Source organism: Acetobacterium fimetarium (genome assembly GCF_014284475.1).
Classification (GTDB): Bacteria; Bacillota; Clostridia; order Eubacteriales; family Eubacteriaceae; genus Acetobacterium; species Acetobacterium fimetarium.
Genome location: NZ_WJBC01000002.1, coordinates 104,717 through 129,127, shown reverse-complemented (window position 1 = coordinate 129,127; position 24,411 = coordinate 104,717). Strand labels below are relative to the sequence as shown.

The 24,411-nt window shown below is 41.6% G+C and carries 20 protein-coding genes; 3 read left to right on the top strand and 17 right to left on the bottom strand.

The annotated features are described in order from the left end of the window. Positions 1-83: 83 nt before the first annotated feature. From GH808_RS01910 to GH808_RS01845, 14 genes are all read right to left on the bottom strand, one after another. Positions 84-815, bottom strand: a complete 732-nt coding sequence (locus GH808_RS01910; RefSeq protein WP_243166062.1) for an ATP-binding cassette domain-containing protein — start codon at positions 813-815, stop codon at positions 84-86. 240 nt (positions 816-1,055) lie between these two features. Further along, entirely contained in the window at positions 1,056-3,167 is a 2,112-nt protein-coding gene (locus GH808_RS01905) for a heavy metal translocating P-type ATPase (RefSeq protein ID WP_186841117.1), read from the bottom strand. Positions 3,168-3,180: 13 nt separating this feature from the next. After that, complete coding sequence (locus tag GH808_RS01900; RefSeq protein WP_186841116.1) at positions 3,181-3,555, bottom strand: ArsR/SmtB family transcription factor; 375 nt, start codon at positions 3,553-3,555, stop codon at positions 3,181-3,183. Positions 3,556-3,721: 166 nt separating this feature from the next. Next, on the bottom strand, positions 3,722-4,120 hold the full coding sequence (locus GH808_RS01895; protein ID WP_186841115.1) for a response regulator: 399 nt from the start codon (positions 4,118-4,120) through the stop codon (positions 3,722-3,724). A gap of 18 nt (positions 4,121-4,138) precedes the next feature. Beyond that, on the bottom strand, positions 4,139-7,273 hold the full coding sequence (locus tag GH808_RS01890) for a PAS domain-containing hybrid sensor histidine kinase/response regulator (protein WP_186841114.1): 3,135 nt from the start codon (positions 7,271-7,273) through the stop codon (positions 4,139-4,141). A 118-nt stretch (positions 7,274-7,391) separates the two neighbouring features. After that, on the bottom strand, positions 7,392-8,228 hold the full coding sequence (locus GH808_RS01885) for a CheR family methyltransferase (RefSeq protein WP_186841113.1): 837 nt from the start codon (positions 8,226-8,228) through the stop codon (positions 7,392-7,394). A 23-nt stretch (positions 8,229-8,251) separates the two neighbouring features. After that, positions 8,252-9,976, bottom strand: a complete 1,725-nt coding sequence (locus tag GH808_RS01880; protein WP_186841112.1) for a methyl-accepting chemotaxis protein — start codon at positions 9,974-9,976, stop codon at positions 8,252-8,254. After that, positions 9,960-10,487, bottom strand: coding sequence for a chemotaxis protein CheW (locus tag GH808_RS01875; protein ID WP_420797514.1), 528 nt, complete (start codon positions 10,485-10,487; stop codon positions 9,960-9,962). The genes GH808_RS01880 and GH808_RS01875 overlap by 17 nt, the downstream gene beginning before the upstream one ends. Positions 10,488-10,507: 20 nt before the next feature. After that, entirely contained in the window at positions 10,508-12,505 is a 1,998-nt protein-coding gene (locus GH808_RS01870) for a chemotaxis protein CheA (RefSeq protein WP_186841111.1), read from the bottom strand. Positions 12,506-12,658: 153 nt separating this feature from the next. Then, entirely contained in the window at positions 12,659-12,952 is a 294-nt protein-coding gene (locus GH808_RS01865) for a DUF6618 family protein (RefSeq protein ID WP_186841110.1), read from the bottom strand. Continuing rightward, positions 12,949-13,764, bottom strand: a complete 816-nt coding sequence (locus GH808_RS01860) for an ExeA family protein (RefSeq protein ID WP_186841109.1) — start codon at positions 13,762-13,764, stop codon at positions 12,949-12,951. The genes GH808_RS01865 and GH808_RS01860 overlap by 4 nt, the downstream gene beginning before the upstream one ends. Next, the gene (locus GH808_RS01855) at positions 13,757-15,136 is read right to left on the bottom strand and encodes a DDE-type integrase/transposase/recombinase (RefSeq protein ID WP_186841108.1); all 1,380 of its coding nucleotides are present in this window, start codon (positions 15,134-15,136) and stop codon (positions 13,757-13,759) included. Before GH808_RS01855 ends, GH808_RS01860 begins: the two co-directional genes overlap by 8 nt. Positions 15,137-15,220: 84 nt before the next feature. Then, positions 15,221-15,697 (bottom strand): DUF6431 domain-containing protein, encoded by a 477-nt coding sequence (locus GH808_RS01850; protein ID WP_311135735.1) that lies wholly within the window; start codon positions 15,695-15,697, stop codon positions 15,221-15,223. An 89-nt stretch (positions 15,698-15,786) separates the two neighbouring features. Then, positions 15,787-15,984, bottom strand: coding sequence for a hypothetical protein (locus tag GH808_RS01845; protein ID WP_207722227.1), 198 nt, complete (start codon positions 15,982-15,984; stop codon positions 15,787-15,789). Positions 15,985-16,295: 311 nt separating this feature from the next. On the opposite strand from GH808_RS01845, the gene GH808_RS01840 reads away from it, so the two are divergent. Beyond that, positions 16,296-16,973 (top strand): TetR/AcrR family transcriptional regulator, encoded by a 678-nt coding sequence (locus GH808_RS01840; RefSeq protein ID WP_186841105.1) that lies wholly within the window; start codon positions 16,296-16,298, stop codon positions 16,971-16,973. Positions 16,974-17,214: 241 nt separating this feature from the next. Further along, positions 17,215-19,746, top strand: coding sequence for a magnesium-translocating P-type ATPase (mgtA, locus tag GH808_RS01835; protein WP_186841104.1), 2,532 nt, complete (start codon positions 17,215-17,217; stop codon positions 19,744-19,746). A 158-nt stretch (positions 19,747-19,904) separates the two neighbouring features. Here mgtA and GH808_RS01830 read toward each other — a convergent pair whose 3' ends face one another. Both GH808_RS01830 and GH808_RS01825 read right to left on the bottom strand, forming a co-directional pair. Next, positions 19,905-20,378: an HAD family hydrolase gene (locus GH808_RS01830; RefSeq protein ID WP_186841103.1), complete on the bottom strand. Its 474-nt coding sequence runs from the start codon at positions 20,376-20,378 to the stop codon at positions 19,905-19,907. 177 nt (positions 20,379-20,555) lie between these two features. After that, entirely contained in the window at positions 20,556-22,163 is a 1,608-nt protein-coding gene (locus GH808_RS01825) for a dicarboxylate/amino acid:cation symporter (protein WP_186841102.1), read from the bottom strand. 291 nt (positions 22,164-22,454) lie between these two features. Between GH808_RS01825 and GH808_RS01820 the strand changes: the two genes are divergently transcribed. Beyond that, positions 22,455-23,210 carry a ZIP family metal transporter gene (locus GH808_RS01820; protein WP_186841101.1) on the top strand — a complete coding sequence of 252 codons (756 nt, stop codon included), beginning with the start codon at positions 22,455-22,457 and terminating at the stop codon, positions 23,208-23,210. Between the two features lie 26 nt (positions 23,211-23,236). Here GH808_RS01820 and GH808_RS01815 read toward each other — a convergent pair whose 3' ends face one another. After that, entirely contained in the window at positions 23,237-24,265 is a 1,029-nt protein-coding gene (locus tag GH808_RS01815; protein WP_186841100.1) for a 3-deoxy-7-phosphoheptulonate synthase, read from the bottom strand. Positions 24,266-24,411 lie beyond the last annotated feature (146 nt).

The following is a 24,411-nucleotide window of genomic DNA, read 5'->3' as shown; positions in this document are numbered from 1 at the left end:
CACTGTTTAATATTTTTTTAAGCAAATTCTATTCCGAAAGGTTTTCTGCTTACTATAAATGACTTCTAAATTATTTCAGTATTTCAATCTGTCTCCAAAAGATCTTTACAATACACGCAGTTCTTTGGATCCGAACAGTTTAACAAGTCTGGCAATACACTTTCCTTCGTACCCTGCTGCGCAATTGCCCCCTCCACCATGGCTGTTATTTCATCCGCAACATCCAAAATTCGTTCCTGATGAGAAATAATGATAATGGTTTTACCCGCATCCGCATTCATTTTTTTAAAAACTTCAATCAAATGGTTGAAACTCCATAAATCGATCCCGGCTTCCGGTTCGTCAAGGATGGATAGACTTGTATTTCTGGCGATTACTGTTGCTATTTCTATTCGCTTAATTTCACCGCCAGAAAGCCCTTCGTTAAGCTCCCGATTGATGTAATCTTTGGCACACAAACCAACCTCAGTTAAATAATGGCCGGCTTCCTGTACCGACATCTTTTTTGCTGCCGCAATATCGATTAAGTCATGTACCGTCAACCCCTTAAAACGTACCGGTTGCTGAAATCCAAAGCTAATTCCTTTTCTTGCACGTTCTGTTATGTTAAGTTCTGTGATGTCTTCACCGTTAAAAATGATTTTACCCGTTGTCGGTTTAATGATACCGGAAATAATTTTCGCCAGAGTCGATTTTCCCCCACCATTTGGTCCGGTAATGGCAATGAGCTTTCCGGTACCAATCGTCAGATTAATTTCCTTAATAATTTTCTTATCATTCTCCACTACATATGAAATATTCTCAAGCTTAAGCATTTCTTTCTCCCTCACTATCTGTCTTATGTGGTTATTTCTTCCGACGTTGCTGAATTTGAGTGAACCCTGCATCTACTTTCATTGGTTCCTGCATCAATCTCATCGATAGGATCCATACAAATCAGTGTATTTTTTCTTTATTATTTTATCCATTTTTTTCGACAATAAACAAATCAAATAAAAAACAGCTCTATCTAAATACGATCAGAGCTGTTTCATTTGATTTATTGTGTTTTTTTCTTATAAATTCTTTGTATTCAGCACTCTCAAGGCATTGAAAATCGCAATCAAAGCCACTCCGACATCCGCAAATACAGCTTCCCACATGGATGCCAAACCCAATGCCCCCAATACAAGGAATATGCCTTTAACCCCTAACGCAAAGATTATGTTCTCAAAAACAATGACTCTCGTTCGTTTTGCTATTCGAAGCGCTGATGCAATCTTTGATGGCTCGTCAGTCATAATGACTATATCTGCAGCCTCGATCGCCGCATCAGAACCCAGTCCTCCCATTGCCACGCCAATATCCGCTCTCGCCAATACCGGTGCATCATTGATGCCGTCGCCGACAAACATCAGCTTTCCTTTCGGTGATTTTTTACTTTCCAGCCACTCGAGTTTCTCAACCTTGTCACCAGGCAGTAATTCAGAATAAACCGCATCCATACCCAGCTGGTTTCCAATTTTCTCGCCTGCAATTTTCAAATCACCGGTGAGCATAACTGTTTTTTTAATACCCAGAGATTTAATCTCTTTGATTGCCTGAGCCGAGTCATCTTTAATTTCGTCCGAAATGACAATGTTACCGGCATACTTCTGGTTGACCGCAATATATACAACCGTTCCTGTCGTGTCAACATCATTTTCACACGAAATTCGCTCGCTTTCCATCATTCTCTTATTGCCTACGATAACTTCATTACCATTAATGGTCACGTGTATTCCATTTCCCGCTTTTTCCTGATAATTTTTGATCCGACTCTCGTCGATTTCTTTACGATAAGCACTTACAATAGAAAGAGCAATTGGGTGATTTGAATAACTTTCGGCATAAGCCGCGTATTCCAGAATTTGTTCTTCGGTATAATTTTTTTGGGGATTCAATTGAGTCACTTTGAAGACACCTTTTGTCAGCGTTCCCGTCTTGTCAAATACGACGGCTTCCACGTTATTCAATGCCTCAAGATAATTGCTCCCTTTTATCAGTATGCCCTTCTTTGACGCACCACCGATCCCGCCGAAAAAGCCCAATGGAATCGAAATTACCAGCGCACATGGGCAGGATACCACCAGGAATACCAGGGCACGATAGGCCCAGTCAGACCAGAGTGCTCCCGGAATCACCAAAGGCGGTATGATTGCAAGCGCCAGCGCACTGAAAACAACCACTGGCGTATAGTATCGTGCAAACTTTGTGATGAATTGCTCGGTTGGTGCTTTTCGACTGCTTGCATTTTCAACCAGGTCGAGAATTTTAGACACTGTAGAATCTTCAAAACCTTTTGTCACCGCCACTGTCAGAACGCCATTTTTATTAATGAATCCGCTTAATGCCGCTTTCCCAGGTTCCAATTCCCGGGGAAGTGATTCACCCGTTAATGCAGATGTATCAACCATTGAAGTGCCCGCGATTACGTTGCCATCCAACGGTATTTTTTCTCCCGGTTTTATAACGATAAGATCCCCGATATTCACGTCTTCCGGGGATACTTTTTTGAGTTTATCCCCGACTCTAAGATTGGCGTAATCCGGTCTGATATCCATTAACGAACTGATTGATTTTCTGGAATGATCCACCGCCATATCCTGAAACATCTCACCAATCATATAGAATAGCATAACAGCTACTCCTTCTGCGTATTGACCAATTAAAAAAGCACCGATTGTAGCAACGCTCATTAAAAAATATTCACTAAATACCTGCCCTCTGGCGATTCCTTTTACAGCGCGTAAAAGAACACCTCCTCCGACAATGATATAACTGCTTAGAAATATCGCAAATTCCAGCCAATTCTGAAAATTGAAAATCATGCCAACCGCAAAAAACGCTCCTCCGATGATGAGTTTAATCATTTGTGTTTTGCGATTATCCTCATTTCCGTCTTCACCGGTCTCTTTTTCGCTTGATTTTTCTTTTACGCTGACATCGGGTTCATGTTTATGAACAATGGTTTTGACCTGATCAATTGTGTTTTGTATATCAATCGCTGATTCAGTTTCCAATGTCAGCGTTTTGTTAATGAAATTCATGGATGCATGTACGCCACTTAACTCGTTAACTTCACATTCTATCTTTGATGCACAGTTAGCACAGTCCAGACCTTCCAGTTTCAGTTCTTTTTTTTGCATTGCTTGACCTCCCTCAATTGTCTTCCTCTGAAATATGAATCAAACCCTGATTAAATATTTGTTTGACATGTTCATCATCTAAAGAATAAAACACATTTTTTCCATCTCTTCTGTTTTTCACCAGATCCACCTGTTTTAAAACTCTGAGCTGATGTGATACAGCAGACTGTGTCATGTTCAATAAAAATGCAATATCGCAGACGCACATTTCAGCTTCATCCAAAGCCCAGAGTATTTTAATTCGCGTCGAGTCCCCGAAAACTTTGAACAATTCAGCAAGATCATATAAAGTCTCTTCCTGAGGCATTTTGTTCTTTACCTGTCTTACAATATCGTCATGAATGACATCACAGTCACACCGTTCTATCGGTTCCATTTTTCTAGCCATACTATCACCTCAAATTAATTTCAGTTGATCGATTGAGCAACTGTTCATATATTATGATGCAATTATAGCTCCAGTTCAATGGTTTGTCAATACAAATATGAGATATTGTTCAAGTGTTCATGTTATCAATTAAAACCGTATTGATTTCTTCTTTCTGATCATACTTTTACTCGATGAAATCGATTCTTTTTAAAACTTCCGTTATTTTTTTCATATCCAGTGGCTTGTTGGCATATGCATTGCACCCGAATTCAAAAGCTGATTGAACAACATGAGATTCACCTAAAACCGTCGTTATAATAATCTTCGCTTTTTCTGATTCAGATAATTCCTGCTGTTTTTCTAAATCACGGATCGTTTTCAGAACCTTAACTCCGTCAATTTTTGGCATCATGATATCCAAACAAATCAGATCATAAGGTGTCTTTTCCTTTATACCAAGCATATACGCATCGATGGCTTCAAGCCCATCCACAACCGAATCGCAATCGCCATACTGGCTTAAAAACTTACTTAAAAACTTGCGACTCACCATATCATCTTCTGCAATTAAAATTCTTTTCACTTCAATTCCCTCCTACACCTAGTATTGTTCCATCATTTGCCAAGTTTCTTCAATCCGTTTTAAATGCTCTGGAATGTTTTCCAACAGATCCTTGCGGATGTCGAGTTCCAACTTGAACACCAGATTCTTTAATCCATCTGCATTGATTTCTTCAAACAGTTGCTTTAGTTGATGTGCCACAATTTCCATCATGATAAAGTCCCGATCTCGTCCAAGCATATTGAGTTTCTTAATACTTTGATTGATTTCTATTTTTATTTTTCCATCTAAAAACAGCGGCATCTTTTCACTTTTATCAGTATTTTCGTCGATGCTTTGCTGGTAGCGTTCAACCCGATCTCTTATCATCGCCAGCTCACTCGTATTCGTGTTCCTTAGATATTCACTCAGGAATACCTGCATTTGATGGCGATCGACCGGTTTTGATAAATAGCTGTCCATTCCACTTGCCCTGAAAATGGCCTCATCTCCCTTAAGCGCATAAGCAGATAAGGCAATGATCGGGGTGCTCTGATTTTGTGAAAGATCCAGATTTACTGTTTCGAGCGCATCTGAATTCAATATTTTTTTACCGCGAATAATCTGCGTTGCCTTAATTCCGTCCATTACCGGCATTTGGATATCCATCAGAATAAGATCATATTTGTTTCTACCTGCAAAGAAAACTCCCTCTTCTCCATTTTCAGCTAAATCAACTGATATTCCAAAACTCTCCAGCATTCTGCTGAGAACCGTCTGATTGACCCGATCATCTTCTATCAGTAATATCCGACTTCCTTTGAACTTGATCTCCGGCTGAGATGCTTGATATCTTTTCGAAAACTTAGCTCCTATCGTCATTGGTATATGAACCGAGAAGGTACTTCCATAACCTATGTCACTAATGAAGCTAACCCGTCCTTTCATCATCTCTGTTAATTGCCTGGTAATCACCAATCCGATACCCGTTCCCCCGTACTTTCTGGTATAAGATCCATCAATCTGTGTAAAGCTTTTGAAGAGCTTTGAATATTTACTTGGGTCAATGCCAATTCCCGTATCCTTTACATCGATATGCAGCATCACCTGATCAGGCTCTTCGCAAATAACTTCCTGATTGACGATTAATTCTACTGATCCTTCATCAGTAAATTTAATAGCATTGCTGAGCAGATTATTTAAAACCTGTTTCAATCGTCTGCCATCCCCGATAATTGAGGTTTCAGGCACATTTTCATAATTAACACTTAGTTTCAAGCCTCTTTCCATGGCATGATTTCGATGCATTTTTATTGTGGCTTCAATGGTATCAAGCAGATTAAAACAGATTGGATCAATCATCAATTTTCCTGCTTCAATCTTGGCAAAATCCAGAATATCGTTGATGATATCAAGCAATGAATGAACGCATCCCTTCGCTATTTCCAAGTTCTCTTTCTGCTCATTTGTAAGCGGTTCCAGCATGGTGAGGTCAATCATTCCGACTATCCCGTTTAGCGGCGTTCTGATTTCATGACTGGTATTCGCTAAAAATTCACTTTTGGCGCGATTTGCTTCCTCCGATCGTTCCATCGCTGATTTCAATTTTAGTTCGGTCTGTTTCTTGGCATCGATATCCCAAGCGAGAGCCGCAATATAACCCGGTTCAGGACTGCAAATGGATGCTTCCACCCATCGTTTCACCCGCTTTAAATAGAATTCTTCGACATTAATATTTTTACCTTCAGAAATTGCTTTATCAAAATATTGAATAATCATTTTTATTTCTTCCTGGTCCAGAAATTTCATTCTGGAAACACATTGATCGATGCCCATGTGACGTGAAATACCAAATATTTTTTCTGTTGCCTGATTCATTTCGACCACTTGTGCATCAACAACGTGACCTTTTTCGTCGGATATCGCCTTGAAATACGTAATGCTGCTATCAATATTTTTAAACAAGGAAAAATATTTTTGCTGACTTTGTTGAAAAAGCGCTTCCGCACAACGTTCATCGTGGATATCCAGAAACAAACCAATTATCCCGGCGAATTCGCCGTTTTTTCCAAAGTATGGTCTTCCGATGCTTCTGAAAATTCGGTAAGAACCATCTGAGTCAGATAATTCGACTTCAATATTAAAGGGTTGCTCGGTGCGGATGGATTCGCCAAAAATCTGTTCAAACCGTCTAAAATCCGAAGCTTTCATATGTAGTTTAAGTGCTTCCAGGAATGATTCTTTGGTGATGTTCATATAAGACTTAAATGTCTGATTGATGAAATCACATGAATGATTCTGATCAAATTTAAAAATCATCATCGGTAAACTGTCCAGAGTTGTCATGCATGTGTTTCGCGCATCTTTCAGACTTTTCTCATAGTACATCGCTTCAGTAACATCTTCAATCGTAATGACAAACTCTTTCTTTTCCTCAAACGTACTAACCATTATACTGGTATTCAGAAATATTACGTGTTCGATCCCATCTCTCATATATTTGAATGGAACGGAATTCTCTTTCACCGATTTTTCTTCCTTAATTACTTTTTTCATTGATTTTCTGATTCGACAAAATGCACAATTCAATGAATAATTGCAACCTCCATCAAAACTGAACACACACCCAAGTGCATCTCCGATCGCTTTTCCAGTCAAATTGCTGTTATCCAATCCGAATATTTTTAAGAACGTCTCATTTACAACGCGAATTTTACCGTCTTTGTTGACGACTACCATAGCAGTCGGTAGCAATTGAAACATTGTTTTTAAATTATTTCGTTCCCTCTTAATTAATTCTTCCGCCTCGACAATTCTTGAAATATCCCGAAAAACAATAACATGCCCTAAATTTTCACCAGAGTCAGAAAAAAGAGGTGCCAGACGGGCTGAAAGAAATTTTTTTTCACCATCAGGACTGATATAAAAAGACTGGGCCGGAAGGCCGATATGTCGTTTGATTTTTCGAAATCGAATGGGTTCTTTTCTATCATGATGATAAATTCTAAAAACCTCGTGAAATGGTTGCCCAATCAATTCCGATGAAGGCCGACCCAATACCTCAACAGCTATTGCATTAACAAAATCAACGCTACCATCGATATCACTGGTCATGATAGCATCTCCGGCACAATAGAGAGTGGATACCAGCCACGCTTTATCTTTATTCGTCAGTTGTTCTTTAATATCCTTCATTAAAATCACTCCATATAATGCGTAATGCTCTGACTATCCTTGTTTTCGATGATCCCGACTATCTCAGATTCTAATTTTTCTTTTCATCCTTCTGTCGCCTTGTCAATCACGTGTTTTGTTAAGCCCATTTACGATAGACAGAGGGCATCACATATTTGAATTTGGTTGTTTGCAGATTGATCGATTCCGAATGTCCGATGAACAGAAAGCCTCCAGATTCCAGACAATCGTACATTTTTTCTGAAAGTCGATCCTTCGTCGCTTGATCAAAGTAAATCATAACGTTCCGACAAAAAATGACATCCAATTTTTGACTAAATGGAAATGTGCAATTCATGAGATTAAAACGTCGAAAGATAACGTTCTCTTTGATTTCATCGATTACTTTCACATAATCTTCATCCTGTCGTGTGAAGTATTTCATTTTCCATGCTCGGGGAAGTGGTTCAATATCTTTACAGCTGTAAATTCCCCGTTTTGCGACATCCAGAACAGTAGTTGAAATATCAGTTGCTAAGAGCCTTGTATCCCACAACGACGCATCTTTTCCAAAATACTCCTTCATCAGAAATGAAAGTGTATAAGGTTCTTCCCCGGTGGAACTGGCGGCGCACCATAAGCGAATATCTCGCTTTAAGCGATCCTCTTTTGAATTTTTCAAATATGGAAGCACCGAATTCTTGAAATACTCAAAATGATCTGATTCCCGCATAAAAAAAGTATGATTTGTTGAAATTTTATCAATCAACACCGAACTCGCCACGCCAGTTTTATCATTGATCAGATAATGATAGTATTCCAAAAAAGAACTGAAGCCCAATTCAACAAGCAACTTACGTAGTCGTCCCACGAGAAGCAGTTCCTTATTTTTTTTCAAATCAATCCCTGATTCTTTATAAATATAATCTGCTAAGAGCATGTACTCTTCTTTCGTGATTTCAATTAGCTGTTCCATTTCATCACATCCAATCTTGCTTGTTAATATTTTCCGAACTCGTCATCACTGAGAATAATTCTTTTTTCGGATGATACTTCCATTCCTTCCTTTTTACTTCTTGCAATGGACTGCTTATTCTTTTCCTTCATGTTTTCGAACATTCTCACCATATCCGGACTTAACTGTTCATAACCCGCTGCACCCATGAATGTATTCTGTCGGAGTCTAAAGCGTGCTACTTGTTCTTTTAAGAGTTCCGCCTGACTAGCCAATTCTTCACTTGCCGCTGCTGTTTCTTCTGAAGTTGCTGAAGTCGACTGAACAACATTGGCAATCTGAGAAATCCCCAGATTTATCTGTTCAACCCCAATTGCCTGTTCATTAGAGGCTACCGATATATCATTGATGAGGGTGTAGACTTTCTCAATCGAATCAACGATTTGAACCAGCGCCGCTGCTGTTTCATTAGCAATCTTTGTGCCACCTTCAACCTTTTTGATAGAGCCTTCAATGAGTGCTGTTGTTTCTTTTGCGGCATTCGCAGAGCGCGCTGCCAGATTTCTGACTTCCACGGCTACCACTGCAAACCCCTTACCATTCTGCCCTGCTTTAGCTGCCTCTACCGCAGCATTAAGGGCCAGAATATTTGTCTGAAACGCAATTTCATCAATCACTTTAATAATTTTATAAATGTTATTTGATGAATCACTGATATCTTCCATCGAGCGCAGCATCTCCTGCATATGATTATTTCCGTTAAATGCATTCTCCTTGGTAAGTTCTGCCAGCTCATTGGCCTGATTTGCATTATCAGCATTTAAACGCGTTTGAGCTGCAATTTCTTCAACTGATGATGTCAATTCTTCAACCGAACTGGCCTGTTCTGTTGCCCCCTGTGCCAGGGAAATACTGGAATCGGAAACCTGTCTGGAACCCGTCGCAACCTGGTCCGTTGCTTCATTAATATTGTGAAGCACTTCATTGATATTCGTCAGCATTTGATTAAACGATTCCGCCAAAGTACCCATCTCATCTTTTGAATTGATATCAACGGATATATCCAAATCGCCATCTGCCATCTCTCTGGATGCCGTCATCATCTTACGGACAGGCTTCTTGATCGTCGATGAAACAAAAAATCCCAACATCGTTGAAATCGCAACTCCAACTACGAGAATGATGATCATCAGAACAGTCGATGAACTAGCTATCGCTGAATTATTTTGGGCCGTTTCTTCTGCCGTTTGAAGTTTAATTTCGATCGCACGATTGATGTCCGTTCTAATCACACTCAGTACATTCGCATAATCATTGCCATTCTTAAGGGCAGACGCCTCTGCCTGTCTTCCTTGTTTTGAAAGGGTGATGACTTCCGAAACCAGTTTATCCAAATTTTCTTTTTGAACCGTAATTTCTTCAACCAGCTGTTTCCCTTCTTCAGACACCAAAGTCGTTTTAAAACTGCTTAAATAATCGTCAAAGGACGCACTGTTTTTTTGAATATTGGTTTCAAGTCTGGCTATTTCCTCCTGAGAAGTGGCCGTCGCAATATCGTCAATGTCCAAACTTATTTCAGCAAAGGATTCTACAATATAAATAAGTTCACCTAATGGCGCCGTCATATTTTTATACAGATAACTGTCCTGATTATCGATACGGTTGATATTTACGACTCCGAGCACCCCAATTCCGGCTGCTACCAGAGCAACAAACAAAAAACTGACAATCAGTTTTGTTCCAATTTTCAAGTTATAAAACCATTTCATTTTTTATTCTCCTTTGTTCATCTTCAGTTAATGGTTTTTCCATTTCTTTGTACCTTAATACCTTTTCACAGTCCAACAATAGTTTTACTTCATCAGCAACCTTGCCAATGCTCTTTACAAATTGGTTTGAAATTCCTGTGCTCATCATTGGTTGTTCAATAATTTTATCATCATCAATCGTAACAACTTCAGAAACGCTGTCTACGATAAACCCCACCGTATCCTCTTCGATATCAACGACAATGATGCAGGTTCGTTCGTCATAATCAACAAAATGTTTACCGAAACGCAGCCGCATGTCCATAATCGGAATAATGCGACCGCGAAGATTAATAATCCCTCTGAGATAATTGGGTAATTCCGGAACTTCCATATATGGCAGTATTCCGATTATTTCGGTTACGTACCCAATCCAAATCCCATAAGCTTCATTTTCTAATAAGAATGTCAGAAATTGACCCTTTTGATCGATTTCTTCATCAAAGATATTTAATGCTTCATTGTTCATCATTCATTTCCTTTCCTCATCGATTACTGGATACGCAAACCAGTGAAACCACCAATATCCATTATGAGGCTGATACTGCCGTCAGCTAAAAGCGTACATCCCGCCAGTCCATTTATTCTTTTCATTGTCGTTACATAATGCGGCAGTGATTTCACCACAACCTGCTGTTGTCCTAAGAGTTCATCAGCAAAAAGACAAATCTGTTTTTCATCCTCTTCAACCATTATCAGTATTCCTTTTGTTAAATCGGTTTGGGCATTTTTTATTTTGTAATGCTCGTGCAATCGTAAAACCGGGTAACATTTCCCCCTGATCATGACCATTTCATTTTCATCGGGATCCCTGAAGCAATCACTTTCCTGAGGTCTGAAAGACTCCGATATTGTCGTGATGGGAATTGTATACCGGGATTGACCGACACTGATATTCATTCCTTCAACAATAGCCAGCGTTAATGGAATTTTCATCGTAATTGTTGTTCCACGATCCGGTTCACTGTCAACCACTGCTATTCCACCGATACTTTCTAAATTCTTTACAACCACGTCCATCCCAACGCCCCGTCCGGAATACTCGGTAATCGAATCATTTGTTGAAAACCCCGGAAGGAGAATGAGCTTATAGATTTCCTTGTCTGTCATTTCTTCTTCCGCTTTCTCCAGAATCCCATTTTTTTTAGCCTTCTCGATTATTTTTTCTCTTGAAAGTCCGCGGCCATCATCTTTTACGACAATCAGCACATCACTTCCCATGTTTTTGGCTTCCAGGAAAATATGGCCAACTTTATCCTTTCCTTTAGACAGCCTCTCATCCTCGTTTTCAATCCCATGGTCGATGGCATTTCGGATGACGTGCATTAATGGATCTGAAATATGTTCAATGATGTTTTTATCCACCTCTGTATGTTCTCCAGCAAATTCAAGCACCACTTCTTTGTTCAGTTTTTTACACATATCCCGTACAATCCGATTCATTTTCATAAAAGTGTTTGATAAGGACACCATCCGAATGGTCATCACCATATCCTGAAGCTCTTCCGTAATTTTATGCAATTCCAATGAAGCCTTATGAAAATTCTCGGCTTCTATCTTTTCAACGTCCGGACTTTGTGTGACCATCGATTCAGATATGACCAGTTCACCTACCAGATTCATAAGCATATCGAGTTTGTCAACGTTTACACTGATCATTGTCTGTCCATTGGACCCGTTCGTACTAGTGTTCTTTTCCATCTCACCATTTGTTTTAGCTTGTTCGTTTAAAATCGGATCTTTGGATAAATCGATTTCCGGAATTTTCGGTACTGATGGTGAAGCGGCTTGCAGTTTATTCTGAAACGTTTTTAACGTACCTTCATCGACTTCCCGTACTGAAAGCCGCTCAGCAAAAATACTCTTGTCAAAATAAGCTTTGATCATTTCGTAACCGGCATCCGACTTCATGTAGATTTCAAACCCCATCTCGCGAATTTCTATGGCCGTCTCCGGGTTGTCGGCAATATCAGCCGGTGAAAAGTAAATTTCCTCCACCATATCCATTAGCCCTAAAACCAACGTATAGGCGCGAATATTTTCCATCATGCAATCATCCTGAAAAAAAACAAGCGCATGATAACAGGCGTTTAACGATATAGCAGGATTTTTTTCCTGGGGAATGTAGTATTGTTCAGGTGCTGTCTCCTTTGGTTTTTCTTTAATCTCATCAACGCTGAATTCCGTTTTCATCCCATCAAGCAAGCCTTTCAGAGATTGAATTAATGGTTCAGCATCACCATCCGGTTCATTCTTGTCAGTTATTTTTTCAACTTCAAGTTTTATAAAATCAACACATTCCAAAACGAGATCCGAAATCGCAGAATAATCGAGAGCTGTCGGCTTTTGTTCCCGAATAAAATAAAAGATATCCTCTACGGTATGTGCCACCCTTTCAATTGAATTAAAAAGCATCATGGCTGATGAACCCTTGATAGTATGCATGAAACGAAAAATCTCACTGACGTTTTCATCACTGAATCCGCCCATTTTTTCGCTGCTGATGATTGCTTGTTAAAGATTTGTTCGCCTGTCACCAAACAGCTCGCATAAGCTGTCATCATTCTGCTCATAAAGCTGTCATTTTGAGAGCTAATAATTCGGGGCGTCAGCCCCGAATGTGGAAGATTAATTCAAGTATTCTCAGATCACCGATAATGCCTGAGCGATCGAGATAGCATCTGCTTTTTTCATATGACGGGCAAGCCGCTCGGTGTTCCAGAAGGTATCACTGTAATCGACCATTTCGCAGCCGATATCCCAGTTGGGAATGCAGAGAAAATTCCCATAGGCATGTTTTCCGAACAGGATGTGAAAGTGATATCCCCTTGCGGACAGCTCCAGTTCATAAGGCGGCTGCTTTTTTTTGAGTTCCATGGTGCAGACCCATCGGGTGGTTCGTTTACCAACGGTTTGATGACATTCATACTTAATCATAAACGGTCACCTCCTAACATTTCGTGCTCGATGACGTAGCGAACAGCATGATCATCGATGAGCTTTTTGCGTTGCTGGCAAGCGTACATCAGCGACTTTTCGCAAATCCGGTTAATGATCCGCATGGTTCCGGTGGAACAGCGATAAATTTCATCCATCGCCTTATCGGTGAAAAGTTCGTGGTCACAACCGGCATAGGCGAGGTGACACTGGATGTAGGTAGCGGTTTGTGCACCATCAAGGTGCGGCAGCACACAATTCAGATCGACCCGCTGCCGGATGGCAGCATAACGCTGGAGTTTCAGTTTTTCCCAGAGCTCGGTCTGACCGACGAGGATCAGTGACATGGGGCTCATGGAATCAAACTTGAAGTTAAGCAAAAAACGAAATTCTTCCAGGGTTTCTTTGTCCAAGAGATGCGCCTCATCCAGCACACAGACAACTTTTTTCTTCTGTACCCCGCGGATAATTTCGATTTCCCTGTGTAGCTGTCTTTTGGCATCACCACGGTAAAATTTGGATTCAATCCCCAGCTGATCGAGGAGCCCTTTATAAAACCACCGGGGTGTCAGCTTGGAATCCGACAGATAGAGCAGGACATAACCATCACCGGGAAGGGATTGGGTGAATTTCCGGATAATGGTGGATTTGCCGCAGCCCGGATCAGCGGTCAGGACTGCAAACAGCTGACGATCGGCGGCATAGGACAGTCGCCCCAGGATTTCTCCCACATAGGGTGATTCGTACAGCGCATCGGTGGGGATATCCCGAACGAAAGGGGTGCCGGTCATGTCAAAAAATGGTTCATACATGATCGCTCACCGCCTTTTTATAGGTACCAAAGGAGATGGCGTTAGCGACCTGACGTTTTTCCTGGTCATATTTCTTTTCCAGTCCATCCAGGAAGCGCGAGGTTTCCGGCTCCGTCGGCAGCAGATGTTGTGGGACTTTGGGCGTTTTCTGGCAGAATTCGCCAATCGCCAGAGGTTTTGATTCAAAGGCCTCCATATCGCGATAGGAAATGGTGAGCGTTTCATCCTGCATGGGATCAAAAGCGATGGTGACCGTTGCGCCAATCAGACTCAGGCCCACTTCGTATTTTCGCCCTTTAAAGCTGATACAGCCACTCTTATCGACCCGCCGCTGCTCGTGATGCAGAAAGGCTTCGGCAATCAGATCGACATCCAGAAAAATCAGGTTGCGGCTGTCCCGATTAAAGGCCATCCTGGGAGTTGCTCCATCGCCCAGTGCGTCATGCAGTTTATCATGATAATAGGCTTCCAGCCAGACCCGCCAGAGATGGTTTAACGCCTCCAGGGTTTTTATCCGGGCAGCTTTGGCTTCAGCAATAAAGGCATTGACGAAATGATTGAATTTTTCTATTTTGCCCTTGCTTTTGGGAACATATGGTTTGCAATGCATCAAACGAATACCGAGCGCTGCGCATATTTTAGTGAGTTGTGTAGACGTATATTGCTTTCCATTATCAACATAAAGTGCCATCGGTTTTCCGTATTTTAAAATTGCCTGATGCAGGGTATCTTCCACGATGGTCGCCTCCTGATGGGCATAAAAGCCGGAGGCGACGACAAAGCGGGTACAGTCATCAATGGCTGCCGACAGATAAGTTTGGATCATTTTACCATTCTTTCCAATGGGCAGCTTTAAGGCATACTTGATATCCGCCTGGAGAAGCATCATCCGGTGGGGCTTTACAAACCGTCCCGCGGATGTAACTTTGGCTTCCACATATTGTTTCATCTGTTTCTTGCCAAAACCGGCCTCAAACAGATGGCGCTGAAGAGTTGAGCGTTTGAGCACCCCCGGGGGAACACGTTCTTCCATTTCCAGGATCAGGATAATCTGATTGATGCTTCGGGATGGGACTTCTCTTTTTAAAAGAATTGCTTCGTGCAGCAGGGCTTCAAAATTTTCTGGCAGTTCCGGCGACGGGCGTTTGTCCCGCGATTTTGGCTTCAGCCCGGAAAAGCCGCCGCTTAAATAGGCCGTCTCATAACGACTGATCGTCCGGGTTGAAAGCCCGTACTTTTCTGCCTGCCGAACCCTTAACTGCTGTTTTTTCTGAGGGTCCAAAGAATCATCCAACAGGGGCGTAATGATTTCGTGACGCTGTAAGGCGAGCTGCTCTTTCCAGTCGTCGATGGTGTTGCTCTGTTTTGTCATAAACAAGCACCTCCTTTTTTGCGCATCATAGCATGTCCATGCCAATGACAGCAAAACAAATCAGGTGCATGCCACTCCTCCCGTTTAAGGGGTTAAACGCAATCCGCAATTATAAATCAGACGGTGGATGGTTGCCAGCCAATCGCTCCCGCTCTCCCGCAGGCCTGTGAGTAATGAAATCCTGGATTTCAGAAATGCTACTGTAAATCCAGGCAGCTTGTAACCGATGGTTCGAAGCATCCCCTCAATCTGATAGCGGTTCCTGGAAAGCCAGTCTTTCCAGCGTTTCATGGTAATCTGGCAGGGATAGTCTTCGCTGGACAGATCCTCTGGTGTGGAGACATCATCCAGCACATTTTCAAGCACTTCATTGGTGTAGTGCTTATGTGGAACCAGAAAATCCGGGATCTCGTGATGCAGCCTTCCGCATTTGCATTTAAGACGACGGATCCGCAGCTGTTTTTTATCACCGCCATACTCTTTGAAAATCCGCAACCGATTATCCCGGTAGTTGAGCTTGCCACCGCATATCGGGCAGATGCATGGCTCTTCATGACTCACTGTGTAAAAAAAGCGTGTTCCTCGTTGTAGACCAACGTATAGTTTGTTATAATAATCATGTTGGTTGACCCCTCGGAACGCTTGTCCTGCTAAGATAGGTTCCTTGGGGTCTTTCCTTTCTCTGTGATAATGACATTATACAGAGCAATTGAAGGACATGCAACCTGAGCAGTTTTTTGACCATTCAACAGGTCAAAAACAATTGCTTGTTCCAATTGATCCAGCATCTGATTCGTTTCAAAAATATAAATCTCCATCATGGGTTCATTTTCAAAATTCGTTGACACATTTTTCACCTCCATCATCTTCATTGTTTTTTCACTACATTTATCCATTTATCTTCTATTTTTGCACTATGTAAATTTGAATACCCGTAAAATCTTTTAATATTCACTGTATTTTTTTAAATATGCAAAGTTTAAAATAAACTTTCAGCGCTATTAACCACAAAAAAAACTCTTATTCCGGTTTGGATCGTGGATTGATTCTTGTCAGATCATCTCCGCCAGCACTTATTTAATACGCGTATAGCATGATGTTGAATTTTTCTTGCTTTTGTGGTTTAATTAAATAAATTTGCATTAGAAAAGAAAAGAATATGACTGAACATAAAGAAAAAACAAACAAACAGCTTATTTATGATACTGCCAAGAATCTTTTTTTTACTGAAGGTTATCAGGTTGGCTTTCGCCGTATCGCCCAGAAGATCGGTATCAGTCAAGGTTTGATCACTTACCATTTTAAAACAAAACGCAATATCGCTATCGAAATTTACAAAGAAGATTATCAGATATTATCAACCTATCTTAAATATTTTATCAATCCGGACGAAGATACTTTTCTATACGTCGTAGGTCTCTACAATCTGACCTCCCGAATATATGAAGCCAATCCTGAGAAACTCAATTTTGTCAGGGAAACTCAAATCGAAAATATCGGCTGTGAAGCCATTTATTCAAGTAGTTTCAAGCAGATTTATTTTAAATTGATGGAGGATATGCGACCAAATGGTTACAGCAAGGAAAAGAATCTCACCCTGTTTCTTGCCACTACCTACTCTGCTTTCGGAGCGATACTGCAGAAACAGAGTGAGGGATTTGATTTTAGCGATGATGAGTCTTTAACACATTCGGTTGATTTAATGTATTATTGTCTGGGCTATGATCGTGATCCTAAACGTACGGCCGACATTATTCAAAAAGCAAAAGAACAGATCGATTCTCTGCTTGAAAAATATCCCCACCTTTTGGATATTCATCAGTATTTGATAAAATAACACCTATGCTTTAACCATTTTCAATATCAATTTAATCAATAATGTTATGCACTTTCACTGTCGCTTTCAAAAAGATCAATGATGATTAGGATTGCGATGATCTGTTTGAAGCTAACCGTTCTTGGGTATTCTTGTTTATATAAATATATTGACAGCTTATCCTGGTTAGGCATCCGTAATCATGCAACCATCAAAAAAGCAACTGACCGGAAGGATCTTAATGAGAATGTGAGGGACATTTATGAAAAAATCAAAAGCAATGAAATACTGGAGTCTGCCGCCTGCCGATGTGCTTCAAAATCTCGATTCATCGACTGAAGGTCTCACGGAAAATGAGGCTGCATTACGTTTAAACGAGCATGGAGAGAATTCCATTAAAACAAGAAATACTGCTCCAATGATGCTGTTTATCAACCAATTCAAGAATCCCATCATTCTCATTATGATTGTCGCAACAACAATATCAGCTCTTACTGGTGAATGGCTTGACTCTCTCATCATCATATCAATTGTGCTAGCAAGCGTTGTTCTGAGTTTTCTCCAGGAATACAATGCCAGCAACGCAATTGACGAGCTCCGTTCAAAGCTGCACATTAAATCGACTGTTCTTCGCGATGGCAGGCAGATAGAAATTCCCACTACACTGCTTGTTCCAGGGGATGTCGTCCTGCTTTCCGGAGGCTGTCTCATTCCTGCGGATGGATTGATCCTTGAATCTGATCTTTTTCATGTTAACGAATCCACCCTCACCGGTGAAGCCTTCTCTGTTGAAAAAAGCCCATCCATCGTTTCGAAAAACGCAGACTTGCCCGAGCGTAATAATTGCGTTTTCATGGGTACTAATGTTGTCAGTGGCAGTGCAACGGTGCTGGTTACACAAACTGGTAAGGCCACTGAATTCGGACAGATCGCGGAAGAACTTGCAAAACGTCAGCCTGAAACAGAGTTTGTCCGTGGCGTACGCCGATTCGGCTATCTTCTCACCGGAATTATGCTGGTTCTCACGGTATTTGTTTTTATTGTCAACGTCATCTACCAACGGCCAGTTATCGATTCCCTTCTTTTTTCTGTTGCCCTCGCCGTTGGAATCACCCCTCAATTATTGCCAGCCATCATCAACATTACCCTCGCCAAGGGTTCCCAAACCATGGCAAAGGAAGGCGTTATCGTCCGCCACCTGACCGCCCTGGAAAACTTTGGCAGTATGGATATACTATGTACGGATAAAACCGGTACCCTGACTGAAGGATCAATCTCACTAGACAATGCGGTGGATGTGAACGGAGAAACCTCTGAAACGGTACTCCGACTGGCCTATCTCAATGCCAGTCTGCAGACCGGGCTGATTAATGAACTGGATCATGCGATCATCGCCCACCAAGATTTCGATATCAGTACAGCACAAAAGCGCGAAGAAATCCCTTTTGATTTTTCGCGTGCGCGATTGAGCGTTATTATTGAGGAAAACAGTGAATACAAAATGATTGTAAAAGGTGCCTTGAACAGTGTCCTGAAAATCTGCGATCAGGTTCAGATTGATTCTGTGAAGCAGACGATGGATACTCCAACTCTCGATGCCATTCAACAGCACCTTGAAGACTGGAGTGCTCAGGGTTTCCGCGTTCTTGGCATCGCTGAAAAATCGGTAACCCTGAAGAAAGAATACCGCGTTGAAGATGAACAGGCTATGACTTTTATGGGGTTTCTTCTCTTCTTCGATCCACCAAAGGATGACGTCGATGAAACCATTCACAGCCTTTCCCAGCTTGGGGTTCAGCTACGGGTTATCACTGGTGATAATAAACTGGTTGCCTACCACACAGCAAACGCCATCGGATTAACCATCCGAAATGCCTTAACCGGCGCTGAAATCATGAATCTTGACGACAAATCCCTCACAAGTGTCGTCGAAACTACCGATCTGTTCGCTGAAGTTGATCCCAACCAGAAAGCGCGCGTGATTCTTGCATTGAAAAGGAACAACCATGTGGTGGGCTTTATGGGTGACGGCATTAACGATGCACCGGCTCTGCATGATGCCGATGTGAGCATATCCGTAGATACAGCTGTAGATGTTGCTAAGGAATCTGCTGATTTTGTGCTTGAAGAGAAAAATCTGGATGTGCTGAGACGGGGAATTGAACTCGGCCGGACCACCTTTGCCAACACGCTGAAGTATATTTACATGACTACCAGTGCAAATTTCGGCAATATGTTTAGCATGGCCGGCGCTTCTTTATTCTTGCCGTTCCTGCCGCTCCTGCCCAAACAAATTTTATTGATCAATTTTATTTCAGATTTTCCGGCCTTAATGATTTCCACCGATTCAGTGGATCCTGAAATGGTGGAGACGCCTCATCGCTGGGATATCCGATTCATTCGTAACTTTATGTTCACTTTCGGTCTGATCAGTTCTGTCTTTGACTATCTTTGTTTTGCAGTCCTTCTGTTTGGATTCAATGCTCAAGAGGAACTCTTTCAAAGCGGCTGGTTTGTCCTCTCGATCCTGACAGAATTGCTAATGTTGATGGTCGCCCGAACCCAGAGACCTTTTTATAAAAGCAAGCCTGCTCCCATTCTGCTGTACTCAACCATCGGTGCGGGAATACTCACTGTGATTCTTCCCTATTTGCCGCTAAGGAATATTCTGGATTTCATCACCATACCGCCTTTAACACTTCTGGCTCTGTTTGGTCTTGCTATTCTATATCTTATCACCACAGAAATCGCCAAGTATTTCTTCTTTCGGTCGAGATTTAGCTCAAAACGATAATTCTAAACAACACTCACTGTGCCGATCTGACATCAGCACTTAATGATAGACACCAAAAGTATTTTCAATGGAAGAAAATCAAGGTCTTACTCTTTCTGTTGCTGACTCTCTGGACAGGTGGGTAGTACCTGTCCAGGTTTCATACCCGCCCCTTTTATTTACGTTCGCAGTGTGGCAACCATACGATCATTTTTAAGCAGCATTTCCAGGGCATCCAATGGATTATTCACGATGATATCTGCCGCATTCATTGATTTAGAACAGCAGCCTTCCCTGCCCATGATGCAAATTGAAAGAATACTTTTTTCAAACATGGCAAGATCATTTCTGCCGTTTCCGACTGCGATGGTGTTCGCAACACCAATTTCTTCAACAAATTTCTTTTTGCTCGTGGCAATGTTTTCTTTGCTGAACACCTGGATTTCAAGCGGTAAATCCCGGCACTGCTCTGCTGCTGTCCCAAACGTATCCGCTGTCAGGACGTAAAGATCAAGTCCACGCGCTGACAATGCCTCTAATTTTTCTTTGGCGCCATCGATCAGAACACCATCTACCGCCAGGGTTCCATTAAAATCAAACACCACATTTTTCACTTCGAACGTTTTATATCCCGGAATATCTAATGATATCATTTTTCACCTCTGTAAATTCGTGATGCTCCTGAATCCAATAATAAAGAATTCAACATCACACTATTTTTAATTTAATCTGTTTACCTGATGATTTGTTGTATACCACATTGCCATAAATGAGAATGCTACTATTTCGCGATTTTAGTTTTCACGCTAACGACTACTTCACGATTCTTTCTAACTCTTGATGCTGACAGCCTTACCCTCTTTTGTTCTCAGCATATGTTCGGTATGCAGCATGCCTATGTTTGTTATCAGCACATGGATGGCAGTACAAGGATAGTCCAGAAAGATATCAATACTAACGGCCAACGCCAATCCTGCCAAAGGAATTCCCATCAGGTTAAACGCGATGGTAAAAAGAAAAGCCCCCATTCCCGGAGTTGGCGGACAGGCCACCGACAAAATCATACAGAGTATGATCACTGGTATAATTTCTCCAATTGAAAAGGTCATCTGATAATATCCACCCATAAATAACGATGTCAACACCATCGTGATAATGACTGATTGTTTGTTGAATAACACACCTACCGGAATTGAAAAATTGACCACGTAGTCCCGGATATCCTGCTTGAAAATTGCCGTTGCGTTGTGACTTGCAAAAGAGGCACTTGAACTGGCTGTAGAAAAGGCAATCAATAAAAATGGCGCCGCGGATTTCAGATACGCGATGGGATTCATCTTTTCAATCAGTGCGACACTCAGTAGCATGATAAGAACCAATATCAAGTAACACCCTAGAATCAATGCAATCACTCCGATTGCTCCAAAAAGGGCTCCGCCATTTCCGGAGACCATCATATTCAAGATGCTGATAAATACAACCCAAGGCATCAGCGAACAAACGGCATCAAGAATCGTTGAAAAAATTAAATTAGCCTCTGTTATTATCTTTGTAACAAAAGGGAAACGCCCTTTTAATGTCAGCATTACGATGCCGCCAATAATAGCGAGAAACATAATCTGTAACGTATTCCCATCCAAAAAAGGCTGAATGATATTGGCCGGTATGATGCCGAATATCATCTTTCCGACCTGACTCCATAAGTCACTATTGCCACCGCCGGAAGCCACAGAACTGTTACCAAGATAAAATAGCTGAGCCGCCGCCAGGGCTATAACCGAAGCCAGCACCATGATTCCCACACACCACTCGAGCAGGCTCTTAAATATTGTCTTCATCTGGGAAATATTATCCATGTTGAAAATACTGCCGATTGCTGAAAGAAATAATACCGGGATAACGACAGCATTGAGGAAGCCGAAAAAGATGCTGCTCAATGGCGTCAGAATGGTACTGGCAATCAGCCCCCCCGTAGCTGGAGCAAAATGCAGCAATCCTAAACCGATAATAATCGCCGCTGCCATGGCAATAGCCGTCGTCATGGCCGGGTTCAGTGGCTTCTCCTTTAAAGTATAGGAGACATTGTTGCAGCCGTTATCATAGGAATAAGTAACTGCGGATAATCCAATTAAAATGTTCTGGCCGATCAGATCCATCTCCGCCTCTTCTGTTTCTTCCGGCAGTGTCAAAGGATTTGATTGATCCCCCCAGTAGTTCATTGACAGGGTGATTGTTTTAAACCGCTTCCGCAGTGAAATTTCAAATTTTTCGTTTTCACAAGACTCTTTTTTCCAGTAGACAATGGTCTCCTCGACAAAAAGCTGAGCACGAACGCTGTCCATTTTTGTACAATTGTATTTTTCCAGCAACGTTTGGACAAATTTACTTGCACTTTCGATGCTGTCCAAACTTAGAGAAAAGATTTTTTTTGTCTCCACATGGTTCTCCTTAAACTGATTTATTGCTTTATGAGTATATACCTGTATATAATAACATAATCACCTGCAAATAAAAAGACGTCCGAATTGATTTATCAATCCGGGCGCCTTTTTTACTATCGAATCAAACTTGTCGTGCAATTTGGCCATCTCGATTTCTTCGAGAATCCTTGACAACGGAATGAAATTTGTAGTAAACTCCACTCAACACTAGGAATTATCTTTGACTTCAAAAAAGGACCGTCGCAAATCCCCTTCTAAATTCATCGACCATACAGAAAGGAAATCCGGATGACAATAGCAGCTATCTTCGGTTTTATCAGCGGTTCCACACTTTTTGTGGGCGCACTATTAGGCATGTATTTGAAAGTGCCAAAATATTTCATTGGTGCCATCATGGCTTTTGGTTCCGGGGTGCTTATCTCTGCGCTAACCTTTGATCTTATGGAAAATGCTTTTATATCTGGCGGTTTCAATTCGGTCTCGCTTGGATTCATTGCTGGTACGTTGCTTTTTGTTGTCGGAGACTATTTCATCGACCATTTTGGTGGACACTCACGCAAACATGGTCACGGAAAATCTCACATCAACAGAGCAAAGTCCAAAAAAACTGTCAACTCAGGTTCAGCCATACTTCTGGGAGCCATTCTGGATGGTATTCCTGAATCATTAGCCATCGGCATTGGATTAGCCGCCGGCCAAGGGGTTGGATTCAGTATGATGGTTGCCGTTTTTATCAGCAACTTTCCTGAAGGCATATCCGGCGCTCAGGGCATGAAAAGCGCCGGGAAATCAAATATTTATATTCTTTCGGTATGGGGAATCACAATTGCAACCTCTGTTTGTGCTGCTGTCTTAGGTTATGCCTTCTTAGGCAATGCTTCTAAAGACGTGATAGCCATTACACTGTCATTGGCCGCCGGTGCAATTTTAGCCATGATCGCTGACACCATGATGCCTGAAGCATTTGAGGAAGGTGGAAGATTCATTGCCCTGGCAACAGCCTTCGGGTTTTTCCTGGCTTTTGTCATCAGCCATATTGGCTAAATTAATTGTTGGTTTGGTTTCGCTTTTTATAATTTTTTTGCAATCTCTCTGATCAGGGCTTCTGACATTGTCCAGCCAAGACATGAATCGGTAATCGATTTTCCGTACACGCCGCCATTTACTGGCTGGCTGCCTTCTTCGATATAGCTTTCGATCATTAAGCCTTTGACATATTTTTTCATTGCGGCGTCATAATGACGGTTACGAACCACTTCCCGGGCTATTCGTGGCTGTTCACTGAAACATTTGTTTGAGTTGGCATGATTCAGATCAATGATAATGCCGGGATTTTGCAATCCGCGTTCTTCATACATTTTAATCAGTCGCTTGATATCCTCATAATGATAGTTCGGATGATTCCGGCCATGCTGATCCACCGAACCGCGCAAAATAGCGTGGGTCAGAGGATTTCCCGATGTTTGCACTTCCCAGTTTCGATAAATAAAAGTATGTCCCGCCTGTGCCGCCTGGATTGAGTTCAGCATCACCGTGATATCACCACTCGTCGGATTTTTCATTCCTGACGGTATTTCCAGACCACTGATAGCCAGCCGATGCTGTTGATTCTCCACTGACCTTGCGCCAATTGCCACATAGCTGAGCACATCCTCTAAATATGCATAGTTCTCCGGATAAAGCATTTCATCAGCACAGGATAAACCCGTTTCTTCAATGGCTCTGATGTGTAATTGACGGATGGCTTTAATGCCTTCTACCATATTTGACTTCTTGTTTGCATCTGGTTGATGCAGCATCCCTTTATACCCTTCACCAGTCGTTCGTGGCTTGTTTGTATAAATTCTCGGTATGATAATGATTCTGTCTTCCACTTCTTTTTGAATTTTACTCAAACGACTCACATAATCAAGAACAGCCGTTTCATTATCAGCTGAGCAGGGTCCAATAATCAGTATAAAACGATCATCTTTACCTTCAAAGACATCTTTTATGATATGATCGCGCTCTGCCTTCAATTTTTTACCTTTTTCAGACAGCGGCAGTATTTCAAAAATTTCGCCGGGTGATGGAATTTCCTGAATTAGTTTGAAACTCATTTAACACTTCCTTATTTTTATTTTTAAAGCCTTCCGAATATTCTCCTGACTGGTTTGATGTCAGACTTCAAAAGGACTTATCGTTTGTAGTTATTATAGGGATTAATTCAACATATGACAAGGTTTTTATTGTGCGTCTTCGCGCT

Bases quoted from the DNA above. Each gene is read 5' to 3' on its own strand.
- GH808_RS01880 (WP_186841112.1), bottom strand. From the start codon at position 9,976: ATGAAATGGTTTTATAACTTGAAAATTGGAACAAAACTGATTGTCAGT.
- GH808_RS01910 (WP_243166062.1), bottom strand. From the start codon at position 815: ATGCTTAAGCTTGAGAATATTTCATATGTAGTGGAGAATGATAAGAAA.
- GH808_RS01840 (WP_186841105.1), top strand. From the start codon at position 16,296: ATGACTGAACATAAAGAAAAAACAAACAAACAGCTTATTTATGATACT.
- GH808_RS01870 (WP_186841111.1), bottom strand. From the start codon at position 12,505: ATGGGCGGATTCAGTGATGAAAACGTCAGTGAGATTTTTCGTTTCATG.
- GH808_RS01905 (WP_186841117.1), bottom strand. From the start codon at position 3,167: ATGCAAAAAAAAGAACTGAAACTGGAAGGTCTGGACTGTGCTAACTGT.
- GH808_RS01820 (WP_186841101.1), top strand. From the start codon at position 22,455: ATGACAATAGCAGCTATCTTCGGTTTTATCAGCGGTTCCACACTTTTT.
- GH808_RS01855 (WP_186841108.1), bottom strand. From the start codon at position 15,136: ATGACAAAACAGAGCAACACCATCGACGACTGGAAAGAGCAGCTCGCC.
- GH808_RS01830 (WP_186841103.1), bottom strand. From the start codon at position 20,378: ATGATATCATTAGATATTCCGGGATATAAAACGTTCGAAGTGAAAAAT.
- GH808_RS01885 (WP_186841113.1), bottom strand. From the start codon at position 8,228: ATGGAACAGCTAATTGAAATCACGAAAGAAGAGTACATGCTCTTAGCA.
- GH808_RS01900 (WP_186841116.1), bottom strand. From the start codon at position 3,555: ATGGCTAGAAAAATGGAACCGATAGAACGGTGTGACTGTGATGTCATT.
- GH808_RS01865 (WP_186841110.1), bottom strand. From the start codon at position 12,952: ATGATTAAGTATGAATGTCATCAAACCGTTGGTAAACGAACCACCCGA.
- GH808_RS01890 (WP_186841114.1), bottom strand. From the start codon at position 7,273: ATGAAGGATATTAAAGAACAACTGACGAATAAAGATAAAGCGTGGCTG.
- GH808_RS01860 (WP_186841109.1), bottom strand. From the start codon at position 13,764: ATGTATGAACCATTTTTTGACATGACCGGCACCCCTTTCGTTCGGGAT.
- GH808_RS01815 (WP_186841100.1), bottom strand. From the start codon at position 24,265: ATGAGTTTCAAACTAATTCAGGAAATTCCATCACCCGGCGAAATTTTT.
- GH808_RS01875 (WP_420797514.1), bottom strand. From the start codon at position 10,487: ATGATGAACAATGAAGCATTAAATATCTTTGATGAAGAAATCGATCAA.
- mgtA (WP_186841104.1), top strand. From the start codon at position 17,215: ATGAAAAAATCAAAAGCAATGAAATACTGGAGTCTGCCGCCTGCCGAT.